Below are 16,461 nucleotides of genomic sequence, written 5' to 3'. Positions count from 1 at the left end.
TACGGATGGATGGAAAAGGATCAGCGCTCGACGGGCCGGATCCGGCCCCAGTGCCAGAACGGCACCCGGAAGCCGACCTGGTCCGGCCAGCCGAAGAAGCTGTCGCTGCGCAGGTAGTAGGCCGCGTACCAGAACAGCGGCACCCAGTCGACGTTGCGGGCCCAGACCCGCTGCAGTTCCCGGTAGTGCTCGCCGCGCCGGGCCTGGTCGATCGTGGCCCGGGCCGCCGCGTAGCAGGCGTCGGCCTCCGGGTCGGACAGCCGGGCGTGGTTGCGTCCGCCGCCGGTCTCGAACCGGCTGGCGGTGATCTCCGGGTCGGGGACCATGTTGCCGCCGCTGATCGTGAGGTCGAACGCGGCGTCGCCGGCCACCTGGCGGGCCCAGGTCGGCGAGTCGAGCCCGGCGACCTCGACGTCCAGTCCGACGGCACGCAGGTCCTCGGCGACCGCCGCGGCGATTCCGGCGTGACCGGTGAAGTTCTTCATGTACGCCAGCCGCAGCGTCGGCCCGTCGGCGCCGGCTGACGTGATCCCGGCCGCGTCGAGCAGGCGTACCGCCTCCGCCGGGTCGAAGGCCGGCGCGGTCGCGTCGTCGGCGTACGCCCAGTCCACGCTGCGCGGCAGGTAGTGGTCGTACGGCTCGGACCAGCCGGGATCCGACAGCGGGATCAGCCGGCGGCGGTCGACCGCGTGTGCGATGGCGGCGCGGGCTCGTCGGTCGTGCCACCGCTCCTGGGTGTGGTTGAAGCCGAGCACGGCGATCCCGGGGCCGCGTTTGCGCCACACCGACGCGTCCTTGCTCCCCTCGGCCAGGTGCAGCCGGGGGAAGGTGAGCACGTCCTGGACCATGTAGTGGGCCCGCCCGTCGGCGACCTTGCGGACGGCCTCGTCGAGGTCGGGCTCGATGTCGAGGATGACCCGGTCGATCTGGGGGCGGGGGCCCCAGTAGCCGTCCCACGCCTCCAGCACCACCCGCTCGCCGGGTACGTGCTCGACGAACCGGAACGGGCCGGAGCCGACCGGCTGCTGGTTGTACGGGTTGGTCGCCCAGTCCGTGCCCTCGTACAGGTGCCTGGGCAGGATGTGGGCGAACACCAGGTTGCCGAGCTGGGCGAGGAACCCGGCGTTGGGCCGGCGGAGCACGTACCGCAGCTCGTGCGGGCCGAGCACCTCGATGTCCTGCACGTCGTGCAGGAACGACGCGGCGTGGTATCCGTTCGCCAGGGCGGTCAGGTGGGTGTACGCGACGTCCTCGGCGGTCACCGGCTCACCGTCGTGCCAGCGGGCGTGCCGGTTGAGCTGGAAGCGCAGCGTACGGGCGTCGGGCGCCATCTCCCAGTGTTCGGCGAGGTCCGGGTACGCCGCCGGGGATCCGGTGTCGAACACGACGAGCCGGCTGTAGATGTTGTTCGCCACGAAGTAGCCGGCCGAGCCGACGAAGTTGCGGTAGACCTCGTTGAATTCCACGGCCGGGGACGGAACCTCGACGATGAAGTCCCGGCCGGGCCGGTGCTCACCCGTCACTCTTTGATACCCCACTCCTGGCTGTTGTAGCTGGTGCCGAAACGGGTCGGGTTGACCCGCACGTTGCCGATGTCGCTGCGGTACGCGACCAGGGTCGGCGTCTGGTAGATCGGCAGGGTGACGGCCTGCTCGCTGATCCGGGTGTCCACCTTGTTCAGCAGGTCGACGACCTGCCGCGGGTCCAGGGTGCGGGCCGCGTCGGTGAGCCAGCCGTCGATCTCCTGGTCCTTGTAGCCGGTGTGGGTGCCCTTCGAGCCGAACACGGACTGCGCGGTGGCGGTGGGGATGACGTCGAGGTTGGTGCCGAAGACGATCAGGTCGAAGTCACCGGTGTTGACCGTGGTGCCGAGGCTGTCGGTCTCCTGGAGCTGGAGCGTGATGCCGAGCTGCTTGAGCTGGTTCTGCACGAGCACCGAGGTGTCCAGCCGCACCTGGTTGCCCTTGCTGTAGCGCATCCGCAGCGGCGGTACCGCCTTGCCCTTCGGATCGGTGAGGCTTCCGCTGCCGAGCACGTAGCCGGCGTCGGTGAGGATCTTCTTCGCGGCCTCGATGTTGCCGTCGCCGAGCCCCGCCGGGGTCACGGTGTCCGCGTAGGCGTCGACGCCTTCGAGCTTCTGGCCGGGCATGAAGTTGCGGTTGCCGAGCGGCTTGGTGCCGGCCGCGAACTGGCCGATGGTCTTGTCGATGATGGCCTGCCGGTCGACCGCGGTGAAGATCGCCCGGCGCAGGGCGACGTCGGCCAGGGCCGGGTGGGCGATGTTGATGTCCAGGTGCTCGTAGACCAGCCCGGAGGCCAGCGACGTGGTGACGTTGCTGATGCCCTTGAGCTGCTGTACGAGGTCGAGGGTGGGGCGGGGCACGACGACCTGGATCTCGTTGTTGGCCATCGCGGTGACGGCCTGCCGCTCGTCGGTGAGGATCCGGAAGACGAGCTGGTCCAGGTGCGGGCCGTCGCCGTACCACTTGGGGTTCTTCTTCATGGTGACCGACTGGTTCGGCACGTACTCGGAGATCAGGTACGGCCCGCCCGACCAGGTCGGCACCGTGCGGGTGAAGTGGTCGTTGAACGAGGTGGCCAGGTCGCCGTGCTTGGCGGCGATGTGCGCCGGCAGCAGGTGCGGGAACATCAGCCGCCACGGCTGGTAGGTGTTCTTGAACTCGACGGTGACGGTCTTGCCGTTGTCGCCGCCGGTCACCGAGGCGACCTGGTCGTACCCGGCCTGGCTGGCCGGCTCGCAGGTGGGGCACTGCTGCGGGTCCTGGACCTGCCAGGTGTACTTGAAGTCGTCGGCGGTGATCGGCGTCCCGTCCGACCAGGTGGCCTCCGGCCGGATGCGGTACTCGATGGTCTGTGGCGAGTCCTTGACGACCTTGGCCTCGGTGACCAGCGCGTCGTTCTTGGCCATCGTGAAGTCGGGCTGGGAGATCATCGCGTGCGGCAGCACCGGGTTGAGGATCTGCCGGTAGCCGAAGACGTCGCCGGTGGCGTGCAGGATGTTCCAGTTCTTGACGTCGACCTCGATCGAGTAGGCGAGCGTTCCGCCGTCCTTGACCTTGGCCTGGTTGGCATCGACCTGTCCGGCCTTGATGCCGTCGCCGACGCTCTCGTCGCCCCCGCCGGTGCTGCAGGCGGCGAGCAGTAGGGGCAGCAGGGCGAGCCCGGCTGTCGCCGCCCGCAGGCGGCGGTGGGGGTTGCGGTGAGACACGGGGGACCTCCCGGTACGTGGACGTTCGTCGGGCTGCGCGGGGTCGGGCGTCAGAAGGTGCTGCGCTGGTGCCGGGGGCCAGGCTGGCCAGCCGGCGTGGCCCCGACCTGCGCACCAGGACCAGGTGGCGTGAATCGACCCGGGGCCGCTTTCCGTAGAGTGGATAGTAGTATCCGCATCGCGCACGTCAAGTGTTCGTTCGGAGGATCTGAATTCGGCCGGGCGGATACTCCGTCGCCGGAGCCGGACTGCACGCGGGTGGATGCAGCACCGGTGCCGCCGCACGGCATACGATGTGCGCCGCGCAGGCATCTGCGAGCGAATCGGCGGTCGGGGAACGAGGGGACATGGAACGCGAAGGCGACAGCACGGGCGGAGGCGGAGGCGTCCAGTCCGTCAAGCGGGCATTGCAGATCATGAATGTCATCGCCGACACCGGGGCGCCCTGCGGGCTGTCCGAACTGGCCACCGCCACGGGCCTGCCCATCGCCACCATCCACCGGCTACTCAGGACACTGATCAGCGCCGGCATACTGCGGCAGGAGGCGGACCGCCGGTACGCCCTGGGCAGCGCCCTCATCCACCTCGGCGACCAGGCCCTGGCCATGATCGCCCCGCTGGTCCGGCCGCACCTGGCGACGCTGGTCGAGGCCCTCGGCGAGACCGCCAACGCGGCACGGCTCGAGGGAACCCAGATCGTCTATCTCGCCCAGGTGTCCTCCCGTCACCAGATGCGGATGTCCATCGAGGTCGGCCGGCGGGTGGAGGCGTACCGGACCGCCGTCGGCAAGGCGATGCTCGCCCAACTCGACGACCAGGTCATCGCCGACGTGTACGCGAACACGGAGTTCGTGGCGGCCACGCCGACCAGCATCACCAATCTGGACGACCTGCTGCGGGAGTTGCGGACCGTACGCACGAACGGCTTCGCCACCGACGACGGCGAGCAGGAGGTCGGGGTGCGTTGCGTCGCGGTGGCCGTTCCCGGCCCACCCGGCACCCTGGCCCTGTCCGTGTCGGGGCCGACCGCCCGGATCAACGACAGCCTGGTCGCCCAGGCCGTACCGCTGTTGCAGCAGTCGTCGTCCACGATCGCCGCGGCGACCCGCGCCGCCCACACCGGACTCCCGGCTTCTCGGGCGCCCCGGTAGACCGGCTCCCCGGCACCCGCGCCGCGCCGGGGCTGCTGGGCGTTCCGCCCGGCAGCCCACGCTCGCCGGCCGCGTGCCTCAGCCGTCGAGCAACCGGTACGCCGGCAGGGTCAGGAAGTCGACGTAGCTCGTACCGAGTGCCACCTCCTCGAACACCTCGCGCGCCACCTCGTACCGGCTCGCGGCGAACCGCTCCTCGCCCAGTTCGGCCCTCAGCGCGGCGACCTCCTCGGCGATCAGGCCGCGGACCAGGTCCACCGTGACCACCGCGTCCGTGTCCAGCACCGTCCCGGTGCGCACCCACTGCCAGACCTGCGACCGGGAGATCTCCGCCGTCGCGGCGTCCTCCATCAGGTTGAAGATGGCGACCGCGCCGGTACCGCGCAGCCACGCCTCGACGTAGCGGAGCCCGACCGCGATGTTGTTGCGCAGGCCCGCCTCGGTCACCGTGCCGGGGGTGGCAGCGATGTCGAGCAGGTCGTCGGCCGTGACCTTCACGTCGTCCCGTTCACGGTCGACCTGGTTCGGCCGGTCCCCGAGGACCGCGTCGAACACCTCCCGGCAGACCGCGACCAAGTCCGGGTGCGCCACCCAGGAGCCGTCGAAGCCGTCGCCGGCCTCGCGTTCCTTGTCCGCCCGCACCCTGGCCAGGGCCGCCCTGGTGGTCTCCGGCTCGCGGCGGTTCGGGATGAAGGCCGCCATGCCGCCCATCGCCACCGCGCCGCGCCGGTGACAGGTCGCAACGAGCAGGTCGGTGTACGACCGCATCATCGGGGCGGTCATCGTCACGGAGTTGCGGTCCGGCAGCACGAATCCGGAGCCGGCGTCGCGGAAGGTCTTGATGATGCTGAACAGGTAGTCCCATCGCCCGGCGTTCAGGCCGGAGGCGTGCTCGCGCAGCTCGTAGAGGATCTCGTCCATCTCGAAGGCGGCGGTGATGGTCTCGATCAGCACGGTGGCGCGGATCGTGCCGGTGGGAATGCCCAGCACCTCCTGCGCGTGCCGGAAGACGTCGTTCCACAGCCGGGCCTCCCGGTGGCCCTCCAGCTTCGGCAGGTAGAAGTACGGTCCGCTGCCGGCCGCGATCAACCGGCGGGCGTTGTGGAAGAAGTAGAGCCCGAAGTCGACCAGTGCGCCGACCGCCGGCGCGCCGTCGACGAGCAGGTGCCGCTCGTCGAGGTGCCAGCCACGCGGCCGGACGACGATCGCCGGCAGCCGGTCGCCGGTGAGCCGGTACTGCTTGCCCTCGGCGCTGGTGAACTCGATCCGCCGCTCGATGGCGTCGGTCAGGTTGAGCTGGCCGCCGACGACGTTGGCCCAGGTCGGCGCGGTGGCGTCCTCGAAGTCGGCGAGCCACACCCGCGCACCGGAGTTCAACGCGTTGATCGTCATCTTCCGGTCGGTCGGGCCGGTGATCTCCACCCGCCGGTCGCGCAGGTCGGCCGGCGCCGGCGCGACCCGCCAGTCGGCCGCCCGGACGTCGGCCGTCTCCGGCAGGAAGTCCAGGCGCCCGGTGCCGGCGATCTCGGCACGGCGGCGCACCCGGTCGGCGAGGAGCCGGTCCCGGTCGGCGCCGAAGCGGCGCTGCAGGTCGGCGACGAAGGCGAGCGCGTCCGGGGTGAGCACCTCCGTACCGCCCACGACGGCCGGTCCGACGATCGTCACCGAGGCATCTGTGGCCATACCCCAACCCCTGCCTTTCGCATTGTGAATAAGCATTTCCGCATTGCGGAAGTCGGGGGGTACCATATCATCAGAGCGGGCCATCCGGAACCACGACCGACACCACGAGGGGAGTCCCGGTGCCGCAGGCAGCGCCGACCGGCAGGTCCGGCGTGCAGTCCCTTCAGCGCGCCTTCGACCTGCTCGAACACCTCGCCGACGCGGGTGGCGAGATGGGGCTCTCCCAACTCGCGGCCGTCGCCGGTCTCCCCCAGCCCACCATCCACCGGCTGATCAGGACCCTCGTCGAGATGGGCTACGTGCACCAACAGCCGTCCCGCCGTTACGCCCTGGGCACCCGACTCATCCGGCTCGGCGACACCGCCAACCGGCACCTCGCCCAACGGGCCCGGCCGATCCTCGCCGACCTCGTCGCCGCGACCGGCGAGACGGCCAACCTGGCGACCCTGGACGGCGACCGGGTGGTGTACCTGGCGCAGGTGCCGTCGCCGCACGCGATGCGGATGTTCACCGAGGTGGGCCGCAGGGTGCTGCCGCACTGCACCGGAGTGGGCAAGGCGCTGCTGGCCCAGCTACCGGCGACGGAGGCGCACGGCATCCTCGCTCGCACCGGGCTACCGGCGATGACCGGGCGCACCATCACCGACCTGGTGGAGTTCGACCGCGAACTCGACCGGATCCGCGCGGCCGGATACGCGATCGACGAGGGCGAGCAGGAGGTGGGCGTCCGTTGCGTCGCCGCACCGGTCGTCGGCGCACCCACGATGACCGCGCTCTCCGTCTCCGGCCCGGAGGGACGGCTGACCCGGCAGGCCGCCGAACGGGTCGCACCGGTGTTGCGCTCGGCCGCGAAACGACTCGCCGCCGACATCGCCGCCGGCACCTGACCGGCGCCCGGCGCCGCGGAAGCGCTCCTTTCCGTCGTCGGCCCGGGTCAGCGGAGCGCGCCCGGCGCCGTCGGCGTACGACCCCGTTGGCCCTCAGCGGAGCACGGCCTGGTCAGCAGCACCCGCACGTGTCGCCGGCACCGGCGGGCGCGTCGGTGCGCAGGGAGGCGGTCGGCGGCACGGCGCAGCACGTGTCGCCACGCCATGCCTCCCGGCCCTCCTTCACCGCGACCACGGCGATGACCAGTGCGGCGATCGGGTCGGCCCACGACCAGCCGAAAAGGCTGTTCACGGCCAGCCCGACGAGCACCACGGCGGACAGGTAGGTGCACAGCAGGGTCTGTTTGGAGTCGGCGACGGCCGACCGCGAGCCGAGTTCCCGGCCGGTACGACGCTGCGCGTAGGACAGGGCCGGCATGACCAGCAGCGACAGCGCGGCCAGGGCGAGGCCGACGCTGGAGTGTTCGGCCTCGGCGCCGCCGATCAGGGCCCGCGTCGACTCGACGGTGACGTAGGCGGCCAGGGCGAAGAACGACACCGCGATGACGCGTAGCGCGACCTTCTCGCGGGCCTCGGGGTCGCGGCCGGCGAACTGCCACGCCACCGCGGCGGCCGAGGACACCTCGATGATCGAGTCCAGGCCGAAGCCGATCAACGCGGTCGACGAGGCGATGGTGCCGGCGGTGATCGCCACGACCGCCTCGATCACGTTGTAGGTGATCGTCGCGGCCACGAACAGGCGCACCCGCCGGGCGAGCACCGCCCGCCGCGCCGGCGTGGGTCCCGCCGGGGCGAACCGGATCGACGGCAGGCCCATCAGCAGCAGCCCTTCTCCTCGGCATCCGGGCACGCGGCCGGGTCGACCGCGAGGACGAGCCCGAGAAGGTCACCCAGCGCGTGGGCCATCCGCGCGTCGGCGAGTTCGTAGCGGGTGCGGCGGCCCTCGGGCACCGCCACCACCAGGCCGCACCCGCGCAGGCAGGCCAGGTGGTTCGACAGGTTCTGCCGGGTCGCGCCCAGCGAGTCGGCCAGCTCGGCCGGATAGCCCGGCCCGTCGCGCAGCGCCAGCAGCAGCCGCGCCCGCGTCGGATCCGACAGGGCGTGGCCGAAGCGGGCCAGCACCTGCCCGTGCGTCAACGTCTCCACCCCCTGACAGTACATCGGTCAGTGTACTAAGGGCGAGCACTCGAGCCTTCTGGCAGTTCAGGCACCTCATCGACCGCTCACAGCCAAGACTCAGGATTCATCCAGCAATGAATAAAGCCAGAGCTGTATCGTCGCGTCCGATCATGGACGGGACGCGCTCAGACGCGCCGAACAAAGGGTGAGGTGTCATGCCAGCGAACAACGCCAAGGCACGCAAGCGCACCGCCAAGGGCAAGCCCGCGGGAGCAGCGCGGCCCGCCGGTTCCCCGGCGTCCGGCGACACCCGTACGGCGCAGGCCAGGCCGGGTGCCCGAGCCGCCGCCGGAAACGCCGGCGCCGGCAAGGCCGCGCGCCAGATCCGCAGGACCGGCATGAGCACCAACCTGAAGGTCACCCTCGGGGTGCTGGCCGTCGCCATGGCCGTGGTCGTCGGCATCGTCGTGGTCAACCAGAACAGCGCGCCCACCACGGCGGCGGCCGAGGCGCTCGTACGCCCCGACAGCCACCGCCTGTCCACCGCTGCGGACGGCAAGACCACCGTGGTGGAGTTCCTCGACTTCGAGTGCGAGTCGTGCCTGGCCGCCTACCCCGGAGTGGAGAAACTGCGGGCCGAGTACGGCGACCGGATCACCTACGTGGTGCGCTACTTCCCGATCGCCAGCCACCCCAACGCCTTCAACGCCGCGCACGCCGCCGAGGCCGCCGCCCGGCAGGGCAAGTTCGAGCAGATGTACAAGAAGCTGTTCGACACCCAGAACACCTGGGGACACAACCAGCAGCCGCAGGGCGCCGTCTTCGAGGGCTACGCGCAGGAGATGGGCCTCGACATGGCCAAGTTCAAGGCCGACGTGGCCAGCGCCGAGGTCGCGGCCCGGGTCAAGGCCGACGCCGCCGACGGCGAGAACCTCGGCGTACGGGGCACCCCGACGTTCTTCATCAACGGCAAGCAGTACACCGACCAACCCACCTACGCCGGCCTGAAAGCCGCGATCGACGCGTCCCTCGCCTCGTGAACCGGCTCCAGGCCAACAGCGCCGACCTGGCCGGCGAGACCGGGCCGGACGCCGACACTGCCGAACCTCGCGTCCTCGGCGAACGGCTGACCGGCTGGATCCTCGTCGTCGGCGGGCTGGTCGGCGCGCTTGCGGCGTTCGTGCTCACCGTCGAGAAGATCGCCCTGCTGAAGAACCCCGCCTACGTGCCCAGCTGCTCCATCAATCCGATCCTCTCCTGCGGATCGATCATGTCCACCGGGCAGGCGGAGGTGTTCGGGTTTCCCAACCCGCTCATCGGCCTGGCCACCTTCCCCGTCGTCGCCGTCACCGGCGTCGCCGTACTCGCCCGGCTCCAGTTGCCCCGCTGGTGGTGGCTCGGCCTGCAGGCCGGCGCCCTGTTCGGTGTCGCGTTCGTGCACTGGCTGTTCTTCCAGAGCCTGTACCGCATCGGCGCGCTCTGCCCGTACTGCATGGTCGTGTGGGTCGTCATGATCGTGCTGTTCAGCTACACCACCCTCTACAACCTGCAGGAAGGCCGGCTGCCCGCACCGCGCCGCATCACCGGGGCCGCCCTACGCGTACACAGCACCATCCCGACCCTCTGGCTGCTGACCTTCGCCGCGCTGATCGGCGTGCAGTTCTGGAGCTACTGGCGCACCCTCATCTGACCGTCCCCACCGGCGCCGCCGTCCACCACCACCGGTGCACCCCGCCGGTGCGGTACCGCCGACCGGCGCCGGTCAGGAGGCCGGGTCCGCCTCCGCGAGCCGGTCGGCCCGGGCGCGAAGGTAGCGCTGCTCGGGCAGGCTGGTGGTGCGGCGGGACGCGAGCAGGTATTCCTCCCGCGCGGTGGCCGGGTCTCCGGCGAGTTCCAGCAGGTGCGCACGCGTGGCCGCGAGTCGGTGGTGGTGGGCCATCCGGTCGTCGGCCGCCAGCACCGACAGCATGGCCAACCCGGCCCGCGGACCGTCGGTCATGGCCACCGCGATCGCGTGGTTGAGGGCGGCCATGGGGGTCGGCGCGATCCGGCACAGCACCTGGTAGAGAAACCTGATCTGCCGCCAGTCGGTGTCCGCCACGTGGGGCGCCTGCACGTGGAGGGAGGCGATCGCCGCCTGCAACTGGTACGGGCCGAGCGGCGAGCGCAGCATCGCATCGGTGACCAGCCGCGTACCTTCCTCGATCAGGTCGCTGTCCCAGCGGGCCCGGTCCTGCTCGGCCAGGGGGACCAGACCGCCCACGGTGTCGGTGCGGGCGGCGCGGCGGGCATCGGTCAGCAACATCAGCGCGAGCAGGCCGGCCACCTCGCCGTCGTCGGGCAACGAACGATGGATGGCTCGGGTGAGCCGCACCGCCTCGGCGGCCAGGTCGGGTCGTTGCAGGTCAGGGCCGGAACTCGCGGTGTAGCCCTCGTTGAAGATCAGGTAGAGCACGTGCAGGACGACGCCCAGCCGCTCGGCGTACGCCGGCCCCGCAGGCATGTCGAACGTGGTTCCGGCGGCCCGGATCCGTTGCTTGGCGCGGCTGATCCGCGCACCCATGGTGGCCTCGGGCACCAGGAACGCGCTGGCGACCTCGGCGGTGTTCAGACCGCCGACGGCGCGCAGCGTGAGGGCGACCTGCGAGGCCGGGGTCAGCGCGGGATGGCAGCACATGAACAGCAGCGTCAGCGTGTCGTCGTGGTCGCGCGCGACCCCCTCGCCGGGGCCGGGGGTGACCGTCGCGTCCGGGAGTTCCCGGCTGGCGCTGGACATCTCCCGGTCACGGCGGGCCCGCTCGCTGCGGATCTGGTCGACGACCCGGCGGGACCCGACCGTGACCAGCCAGCCGCGGGCGTTCTCCGGCACCCCGTCGGCCGGCCACTGGACCGTCGCCGCCAACATGGCTTCCTGAAGCGCGTCCTCGCAGGTTTCGAAGTCGTGGTACCTGCGCAGGAGCGCGCCGAGAACCTGCGGCGCCAGTTCCCGCAGCAGGCGACCCAGGTCCTCGGCGCTCATCTCACATCTCCAGGCCGGCGGCCAGCATCACCGGCCGCACCTCGACCGCGTCGTGGCGCGCGGCCGGGATCATCGCCGCCAGTCCCACCGCGCGGTCACGGTCCTCGCAGTCGACCAGGTAACAGGCGGCGAGGTGTGCCGGCGGCCCGGCATACGGACCGTCGGCCACGCTGGTCCCGCCGTCGTGGACGCGTACCAGCAGACTGGTCGACGGGTCTGCGAGCACCTGGCAGTCGATCAGTTCACCCGACTGCCGGGCCGCCGCCACGAAGTCCCGGTCCGCGTCCGGTGGCGGCACCGCGACCTCGGCGCGGGCGTACACCGTCAACAGGAACTTCATCTCCGGGCGCCACTCACGCGCCCGGCGTCGCTTCGGCTCCCGCCGCGAAGACCACCGGGCGGACCTCGATGCCGAGCCCCTCCACCCTGGCGTCCGGGATCATCGCGGCCAGTTCCAGGGCGCGGTCCCGGTTCGCGCACTCGACGAGGTAGTAGCCGCCGAGGAACTCCTTGGCCTCGATGTAGGGTCCGTCGCTCACCGTGGGCACGCCCCCGCGGACCCGGACGACGGCGCTCTCCGGAGGCTCCGCCAGCGCGGTCGACCCGAGCAGCTCACCGGATTCGCGGATGGTGTCGATGAACGCGTCGTGGCCGTTCATCACCTCGTTGCGTTCGTCCTCGGTGAGGGCCTGCCAGATCTGCGGGTTCATGTGCATGATCAAGAGGAACTTCACGTCTTCTTCTCCTCGGCAGTCGGCGCCCCGGTGACGCCGCTCGCTTGGTGGTCGTCGCCGCGCCGCGGACCTTGACATCGCCCCGAAGGTTCCGCCAGCACGTCCTGACCGGCGGACCTTCTCGCCGTCTCGATCTTTTCATGGTCGGGCGGGCCGCACCGGTCAGCGAGGCGGGGCGATGCGGCTTTCGAGCTGGGCCCAGATCGCCCGCTCCCGGGCGGTGAGCGGGCGCTCCGGTGGCGGCCCGGCGGGGTGCCGCCCGCCGGGCCCTCCCAGAGGTGCGCGCAACTGGCCGTCGTCGTCCAGGGGCACGCCGGCCATCGCTGCGCCGAACAGCATCAGACCACGCCAGGCCGTGTGCGCCACGGCGACGACCACCCGCAGGAGGCGCCGGCTCACCGCGCGGGCAGGTCGGCCGGCGACGCGATCAGCACCCGCAGCGGCAGGTGCGCCACCGTGTGCAGTTCCGGTTCCGCGAAGCCGCTCGCGGCCAGCATCCGGTCGTACGCGGCCCGGGAGTGCACCTCGCCCTCCGCCGTCCAGACCAGCATCAGGATGGAGAAGAGGTACGGCGCCGGGTCCTCGGCCGGGGTGCCGGCGCCGGTGGTGAAGCCGACCAGCGCGAGCCGGCCGTCCGGCGTCAGCGCCTCCCGCGCCCGCCGCAGCAGCTCGATGCCGCGCTCCTCGCTGAAGTGGTGCAGCACGTTCGTCAGCATGACCACGTCGTAGGGCCCGCCGAGCGGCGCGGTGAACATGTCGCCGGTGCGGTAGTCGACCCGGTCCGCCACGCCGAGCCGCTCGGCGTGCCGGGCGGCGACCGGCACGACGTTGTCCCAGTCCAGGCTCGTCACGGTGGCCTGGGTGTGCCGCTGCGCGAACGTGTAACCGTAGATGCCGTGCCCGCAGGCCAGGTCGAGCACCCTCAGCGACGGGCGGGCCGCCGAGAAGTCCCCCAGGGCGTCGGTCATCACCCGGGCGGTGGGCGTGGCGATCGCCGAGGCGAACGACGCGAAGTCCACCCAGTACTCGTACTCGGCCGTCTCGGCGTGCTCGTCCATGACCGTACCGCCGTGGCGGACCGCCTCGGTGAGCCGCTTCAGCGCGTCCCACTCCCAGTCACTGGAGATCACCTTCGTCATGTCGCCGAGGTACTGCGGGCTCTTGCTGGCCAGGAACTGCTCGGCGCCGGGCGGCAGGTGGTAGGCGTCGCCATCGAGCCAGGCCAGCGAGATCGCGACCATCGCGTCGAGCAGGATCCGCGTACCCCGCGGATGGGTGCCGAGCCGCAGGGCCAGCGCGTCGGCCGTGGCCGGGCCGTCGGCCAGCGCGTCGAACACCCCCAACTCGACGGCCGTACGCAGCAGGCTGGTGGACTTGTAGGCCTGCATCAGGCCGTTCAGGCGCTCGCGGGTGACGGGTGTGGTGGTGGTCGCCGGCATCAGGCATCCCTTCCGGTTGGTGAGCGGTGGACCAGGCGCATGGTGGTCATGCGCACCGCGCGGCGGAACGGGTCGAGCCGCGCCCGGTGTCCCCGGTGGGCCTCGCTGGTCTCGAAGCGACGGAACGACTCCTCGTCGGTCCAGTCCGTGACGACGTGGTAGACCGCGCCGGGCTCGCGGTAGAGCTCCTGCGCGAGGTTCGCGGGCTCCCGGCCGACCACTCCGGCCACCTCGGTCCACGCCCGTTCGAACTCCGCGCCGCGGTCCGGGTCGACCCGCATGGTCAGCAGCACGCGGAACACGCCGGTCACCGGACCCAGGTGTAGAACGGCTCCGCCATCGCGTCCCGGGGTTCCTTCCAGTCCGGGTCGTACGGCGAGACGTACCTGCTGAGCTTGGTGTTGACGTCGCCGAACAGCCGGTGCTCACGCGCGTCGTAGAGCCGCTCGGTCAGGCCGTCCCGCGCCTCGATGAGGTGCAGGTAGAGGCCGCGGTAGAAGAACAGTGTCCGGCGGGAGGCGCCGAGCATGACCGGCAGGTCGGTGGCGTCGGACTCGGCGAAGACGTCCGCGACCGCCTGCTTGTCGGCCTCGTCCATCCGCGCGATGATCAGGGTGCGTTGTGCCATCGTGGTCCCTCCTGGATCGAAGCGTCAGGCTCGAGCGAAGCAGAGGATGAACGCGTCGCCGTGGTCCGACGGGGTGTACTCGGTGCCCGCGTACGCCCGGTACGGCTGCCGGACGACCTCCACCCGGTCGAAGAACCGCAGGTAGCGGTCGAGCATCGCGGCCGGCGTGGTGGTGCAGGTGGCGGCGTCCGGCACCGCGCCGTCCAGCGAGAACATCGGCACGAACCGCCCGCCCGGCCGCAGTGCGCGCACCAGACGGGGCATGAACTCGTCCAGCCGGGCGCGGTCCTCGAAGAGTTCGCGCGGCAGCTCCGGGTCGAAGAACACGCCGTCGTACGCCGCCTGCGGAAGGCGCTCCAGGTGGTCGAAGAAGTCGGCGTGGACGATGTCCAGGTTCTCCGGCGCCGCCGGGTGCTCGGCCCGGAACAGGTCGATCACCTCGGCGTGCTTCTCGATCACGGTGTGCCGGCGGGTCCCGGGGTGGCCGGCGATGCGCAGCGCGGAGTATCCCAGGCCGAGCCCGACCTCGAGGTAGTCCCCGCCGCCGGCGCACAGCAGATCCGCGGAGCGCCACATCAGCTCCGCCTCCCAGCCCTGCATCGCCTGCACGCCGTCGATGAGCAGCGTCACCTCGCCGTCCGCGCCGCGTACCAGCGAGATGTCCGGCGCCAGTGTCATGTCGTGCTCCAGGTGGGTTGGGGCCGCCGCTCGGCGACGACCAGGTCGACCAGGGAGGTGGTGTGCACGCCCTTGCGGAACAGCGGATGGGCGATGAGCTCGCGCAGGAAAGCGGTGGTCGTACGCACGCCGGGACCGGCGACGCGCAGTTCGGCGAGCGCCCGGTCCATGCGGTCCAGAGCGGTCTCGCGGTCCGGCCCCCAGCAGATGACCTTCGCGATCAGCGGGTCGTAGTGGGGCGTGACGGTCAGTCCGGGGTACGCGTGGGTGTCCACCCGCACGAACGGGCCACCGGGCGGCACGAACTCGGTGAGCGGGCCGGGCGCAGGCACGAAGTCCCGGTCCGGGTCCTCGGCGTTGATCCGGCACTCGACCGCGACACCGTACGGGCGCACGTCCTCCTGCCGCATCGAGAGCGGCTGGCCGGCCGCGATCAGCAACTGCTCGCGGACCAGGTCCACGCCGGTCACCATCTCGGTCACCGGGTGCTCGACCTGGATGCGGCAGTTGGCCTCCATGAAGTAGAAGTCCCGGCTCTCGGCGTCGAGCAGGAACTCGAACGTCCCCGCGCCCCGGTAGCCGGCCGCCCGGGCGCCGCGCAGCGCGGCGGCGGCGATCCGCTCGGCCAACTCGGGGCCGACCACCGGCGACGGGCTCTCCTCGACGAGCTTCTGCCGCCGCCGCTGGGCGGAGCAGTCCCGCACCCCGAGGTGCACCGCGTTGCCGTGGTCGTCGCAGAGCACCTGCACCTCGATGTGGTGCGCGGCGGTCAGGAACCGCTCGACGCAGACCCGGTCGTCGCCGAAGAGCAGCCGGGCGGTCTCCCGGGTCCGCCGGTACGCCGCGGCGAACGCGTCCGGCCCGGTGACGATCTCCATGCCCCGCCCGCCGCCGCCGACCACCGCTTTGATGATCACCGGGTACCCGATGTCGTCAGCGGCGGCGCGCGCCTCGGCCTCCTCGACCGCCGTGCCGGTGCCCGGCAGGATCGGCAGCCCGGCCTCGCCCATCGCGGCGCGCGCGGCAGCCTTGTCGCCGAACCGGCCGATCACCTCCGGTGGTGGCCCGACGAACGTCAAGCCGTTCTCGGCGCAGGCGGCGGCGAAGTCCGGGTCCTCGGAGAGGAAGCCGTACCCCGGATGCACCGCCTCCGCGCCGCGTTGCAGGGCCGCCTCGATGACCGCGGCGGCGTTGAGGTAGCTGCGTCGGGCCGGTGCCGGTCCGATGTGTACCTGCTCGTCACCGAGCCGGTCGTGTACGGCGTCGCGGTCGGCGGTCGAGTAGACGGCGATCGTCCGGATGCCGAGTTCCCGGCAGGCCCGCACGACGCGTACCGCGATCTCGCCACGGTTGGCGACCAGGACCGAGCGGAACCTCATGGTCGCTCTCCCCCGCCGAACACCTCGGCGCAGCCGCCGCCGGCACGGTCGGTGGCCACCATGAGGAGCGCCTGGTCGTACTCGACCGCCGTGGCGTCGGCGACCAGCACCTCCACCACCTCGCCGGCCACTTCCGACTCCACCGGGTTCATCAGCTTCATCGACTCGACGATGCCGATCTGCTGGCCCACCTCGACCCGGTCACCGAGCGCCACGAACGGCGGCGCCTCCGGCGCGGGCGCCCGGTAGAACGTCCCCAGCAGGGGCGCCCGTACGGCCACCGGCGCGGCGGCGGGCTCCTCGGCGGTCGCGCCGACGGTCGCCGACACCGCGGTCCGCCCTACGGCGGCCACCGGCGCCGGCTCCGCCCAGTCGACCTCGACGCTGAGGTCCCCGCTGCGCAGGCGCAGCCCGGACGGCGGGCTCGGGGAGAGCTCGAGCAGGGCCGCCGCGGTGCGGCGCAACTGGTCGAGCGGGGATTCCTGGTCGTTCACGGCACTCCCTTCGCGATCGGC

Annotated in this window: 19 protein-coding genes; 4 read left to right on the top strand and 15 right to left on the bottom strand. The window is 71.6% G+C overall.

Annotation, left to right across the window (positions count from 1 at the left end; translation table 11 throughout):
* Window positions 1-20: 20 nt before the first annotated feature.
* The gene (locus tag AB0D32_RS13230; RefSeq protein WP_357088847.1) at window positions 21-1,523 is read right to left on the bottom strand and encodes an ABC transporter substrate-binding protein; all 1,503 of its coding nucleotides are present in this window, start codon (window positions 1,521-1,523) and stop codon (window positions 21-23) included.
* Window positions 1,520-3,229, bottom strand: coding sequence for an ABC transporter family substrate-binding protein (locus AB0D32_RS13225; RefSeq protein ID WP_357088843.1), 1,710 nt, complete (start codon window positions 3,227-3,229; stop codon window positions 1,520-1,522). Before AB0D32_RS13225 ends, AB0D32_RS13230 begins: the two co-directional genes overlap by 4 nt.
* A 347-nt stretch (window positions 3,230-3,576) precedes the next feature.
* Between AB0D32_RS13225 and AB0D32_RS13220 the strand changes: the two genes are divergently transcribed.
* Window positions 3,577-4,380, top strand: a complete 804-nt coding sequence (locus AB0D32_RS13220) for an IclR family transcriptional regulator (protein WP_357088840.1) — start codon at window positions 3,577-3,579, stop codon at window positions 4,378-4,380.
* 78 nt (window positions 4,381-4,458) lie between these two features.
* On the opposite strand, the gene aceB is transcribed toward AB0D32_RS13220, so the two are convergent.
* Window positions 4,459-6,063, bottom strand: coding sequence for a malate synthase A (gene aceB / locus AB0D32_RS13215; protein ID WP_357088837.1), 1,605 nt, complete (start codon window positions 6,061-6,063; stop codon window positions 4,459-4,461).
* A gap of 119 nt (window positions 6,064-6,182) precedes the next feature.
* Between aceB and AB0D32_RS13210 the strand changes: the two genes are divergently transcribed.
* Window positions 6,183-6,950, top strand: a complete 768-nt coding sequence (locus AB0D32_RS13210; RefSeq protein ID WP_357088834.1) for an IclR family transcriptional regulator — start codon at window positions 6,183-6,185, stop codon at window positions 6,948-6,950.
* A gap of 112 nt (window positions 6,951-7,062) precedes the next feature.
* Here the strand turns inward: AB0D32_RS13210 and AB0D32_RS13205 are convergent, their stop codons facing one another.
* Together AB0D32_RS13205 and AB0D32_RS13200 are read right to left on the bottom strand one after the other, a co-directional pair.
* Window positions 7,063-7,767 (bottom strand): cation transporter, encoded by a 705-nt coding sequence (locus tag AB0D32_RS13205; RefSeq protein WP_357088831.1) that lies wholly within the window; start codon window positions 7,765-7,767, stop codon window positions 7,063-7,065.
* The gene (locus tag AB0D32_RS13200) at window positions 7,767-8,111 is read right to left on the bottom strand and encodes a metalloregulator ArsR/SmtB family transcription factor (RefSeq protein ID WP_357088827.1); all 345 of its coding nucleotides are present in this window, start codon (window positions 8,109-8,111) and stop codon (window positions 7,767-7,769) included. Before AB0D32_RS13200 ends, AB0D32_RS13205 begins: the two co-directional genes overlap by 1 nt.
* Before the next feature lie 356 nt (window positions 8,112-8,467).
* Here AB0D32_RS13200 and AB0D32_RS13195 point away from each other — a divergent pair, with 356 nt between their 5' ends.
* Both AB0D32_RS13195 and AB0D32_RS13190 read left to right on the top strand, forming a co-directional pair.
* Window positions 8,468-9,109, top strand: a complete 642-nt coding sequence (locus tag AB0D32_RS13195) for a thioredoxin domain-containing protein (protein WP_357089075.1) — start codon at window positions 8,468-8,470, stop codon at window positions 9,107-9,109.
* A gap of 26 nt (window positions 9,110-9,135) precedes the next feature.
* A complete protein-coding gene (locus tag AB0D32_RS13190) occupies window positions 9,136-9,759 on the top strand; it encodes a vitamin K epoxide reductase family protein (protein WP_357089072.1) in 624 nt (207 codons plus the stop codon).
* Between the two features lie 72 nt (window positions 9,760-9,831).
* On the opposite strand, the gene AB0D32_RS13185 is transcribed toward AB0D32_RS13190, so the two are convergent.
* From AB0D32_RS13185 to AB0D32_RS13140, 10 genes are all read right to left on the bottom strand, one after another.
* Window positions 9,832-11,088: a DUF6596 domain-containing protein gene (locus AB0D32_RS13185; protein ID WP_357088824.1), complete on the bottom strand. Its 1,257-nt coding sequence runs from the start codon at window positions 11,086-11,088 to the stop codon at window positions 9,832-9,834.
* Window position 11,089: 1 nt separating this feature from the next.
* Complete coding sequence (locus AB0D32_RS13180) at window positions 11,090-11,428, bottom strand: YciI family protein (RefSeq protein ID WP_357088821.1); 339 nt, start codon at window positions 11,426-11,428, stop codon at window positions 11,090-11,092.
* Window positions 11,429-11,441: 13 nt separating this feature from the next.
* Window positions 11,442-11,822, bottom strand: coding sequence for a YciI family protein (locus AB0D32_RS13175; RefSeq protein ID WP_357088818.1), 381 nt, complete (start codon window positions 11,820-11,822; stop codon window positions 11,442-11,444).
* Between the two features lie 162 nt (window positions 11,823-11,984).
* Complete coding sequence (locus tag AB0D32_RS13170; RefSeq protein WP_357088815.1) at window positions 11,985-12,221, bottom strand: DUF6059 family protein; 237 nt, start codon at window positions 12,219-12,221, stop codon at window positions 11,985-11,987.
* A complete protein-coding gene (locus tag AB0D32_RS13165) occupies window positions 12,218-13,261 on the bottom strand; it encodes a class I SAM-dependent methyltransferase (protein ID WP_357088813.1) in 1,044 nt (347 codons plus the stop codon). Before AB0D32_RS13165 ends, AB0D32_RS13170 begins: the two co-directional genes overlap by 4 nt.
* The gene (locus AB0D32_RS13160) at window positions 13,261-13,572 is read right to left on the bottom strand and encodes an antibiotic biosynthesis monooxygenase family protein (protein WP_357088811.1); all 312 of its coding nucleotides are present in this window, start codon (window positions 13,570-13,572) and stop codon (window positions 13,261-13,263) included. The genes AB0D32_RS13165 and AB0D32_RS13160 overlap by 1 nt, the downstream gene beginning before the upstream one ends.
* Window positions 13,569-13,889: a TcmI family type II polyketide cyclase gene (locus AB0D32_RS13155; protein ID WP_357088809.1), complete on the bottom strand. Its 321-nt coding sequence runs from the start codon at window positions 13,887-13,889 to the stop codon at window positions 13,569-13,571. Before AB0D32_RS13155 ends, AB0D32_RS13160 begins: the two co-directional genes overlap by 4 nt.
* 24 nt (window positions 13,890-13,913) lie before the next feature.
* On the bottom strand, window positions 13,914-14,567 hold the full coding sequence (locus tag AB0D32_RS13150) for a methyltransferase domain-containing protein (protein WP_357088806.1): 654 nt from the start codon (window positions 14,565-14,567) through the stop codon (window positions 13,914-13,916).
* Complete coding sequence (locus AB0D32_RS13145) at window positions 14,564-15,946, bottom strand: biotin carboxylase N-terminal domain-containing protein (protein ID WP_357088803.1); 1,383 nt, start codon at window positions 15,944-15,946, stop codon at window positions 14,564-14,566. The genes AB0D32_RS13150 and AB0D32_RS13145 overlap by 4 nt, the downstream gene beginning before the upstream one ends.
* Window positions 15,943-16,440: a biotin/lipoyl-containing protein gene (locus AB0D32_RS13140; protein WP_357088800.1), complete on the bottom strand. Its 498-nt coding sequence runs from the start codon at window positions 16,438-16,440 to the stop codon at window positions 15,943-15,945. Before AB0D32_RS13140 ends, AB0D32_RS13145 begins: the two co-directional genes overlap by 4 nt.
* Between the last annotated feature and the right edge of the window lie 21 nt (window positions 16,441-16,461).

Origin of the sequence: Micromonospora sp. NPDC048170 (assembly GCF_040652795.1) — a bacterium.
GTDB lineage: Bacteria > Actinomycetota > Actinomycetes > Mycobacteriales > Micromonosporaceae > Micromonospora.
The sequence above is the reverse complement of the archived record's forward strand: the minus strand, read 5'-3'. Positions and strand labels throughout refer to the sequence as shown.